The organism is Xanthobacter autotrophicus (assembly GCF_030015065.1).
In the GTDB taxonomy this organism is placed as follows: domain Bacteria; phylum Pseudomonadota; class Alphaproteobacteria; order Rhizobiales; family Xanthobacteraceae; genus Xanthobacter; species Xanthobacter autotrophicus_D.
Genome location: NZ_JAIVFN010000388.1, coordinates 1 through 461, shown reverse-complemented (window position 1 = coordinate 461; position 461 = coordinate 1). Strand labels below are relative to the sequence as shown.

1 protein-coding gene is annotated in these 461 nt (G+C 73.5%); it reads left to right on the top strand.

Going from position 1 to position 461, the window contains the following annotated elements; genetic code table 11:
* On the top strand, positions 1-461 hold a 461-nt coding region (locus K9U40_RS23670), incomplete at both ends, for a HAMP domain-containing protein (RefSeq protein ID WP_282892502.1).

Genomic DNA, 461 nt, shown 5'->3' with positions numbered 1-461 from the left:
CGCTGAGCCTGTTCCTCGCGGTGTTCGGAGCGGTGCTGCTGGCGGTGCTGCTGGGGCGCCAGCTCGCGCGGCCGCTGCTGCTGCTCGCCGAAGGGGTGCGGGAGGTGGCGTCCGGCAACCTGAGCCCCAAGGCCGTGATGCAGACCGGCGACGAACTGGGCGGGCTGACGCGCTCCTTCGCGGTGATGACGCAGCAGCTGGCGGATGCACGCTCCGCGGTGGAGCACAGCATGGGCGAGGTGGATGCCGCCCGCGACCGGCTGCAGACCATCCTGGACAACCTGACGTCCGGCGTGATCGTGCTGGACGCCCGGGGCCGCATCCAGTCCACCAACCCCGGCGCGACCCGCATCCTGCGCGCGCCCATGGCGGCCTTCGAGGGCCGCCCGCTGGCCGAGGTGCCGGGGCTCGCGGCCTTCGCCGCCGCGGTGCAGGCGCATTTCGATGCGTTCCTCGGCGAC